Genomic DNA, 567 nt, shown 5'->3' with positions numbered 1-567 from the left:
CATCTAGCCTATCTTTTAGGACAAGCTTTTATAAAAGCTGATAAGACTTGGTATAAGGGAGGCTATTTAAAAGTCTTTAAGTTTATTAAAGAAGCTAAACTTCTATATAAGAACTTTTTACACATTAAAGACACTATACAACACTTAGATATCAATAAAGATCATATACTCACTTTACTCAAACAAGGTCAAAACTTTTATTTTACTCAAATTCAAAAACTCAGTCCTAAACTTTTTCATCAACTCTCTTTTTCTTTTAAAGACTTAAATATAAAAAGCTTTGAATTTATACTTACTCATATAGATACTATACAAAACTGGCTTGCTTCAACTCAATTTAAAGAACACTACCTTGATACTAAGCATCCTTATCCTCCTTTGCTTGATTGTGATCTTTTACAAGCAAATTTGGAGGAAGAACAAAAGGGTATAGAACATAAAGAAAATAGAAATAAAAATAAGTTTGATAAAACGAGTGAAAATAATACTGATCAAGATGAGTTTAATACAAGCAAAACTTTATCTTATACTGATATAGAAGCTGAAGTGGCTTGGGATTTGAATTTG

The 567-nt window shown here is 28.2% G+C and carries 1 pseudogene; it reads left to right on the top strand.

The features are described 5' to 3' along the window. Positions 1–567 (top strand): annotated as a pseudogene (locus DMB91_RS08970) (hypothetical protein); the annotation flags it as partial.

It is taken from the genome of Campylobacter sp. MIT 97-5078, from assembly GCF_006864455.1.
In the GTDB taxonomy this organism is placed as follows: domain Bacteria; phylum Campylobacterota; class Campylobacteria; order Campylobacterales; family Campylobacteraceae; genus Campylobacter_D.
This window is presented reverse-complemented; position numbering and strand designations above follow the sequence as displayed.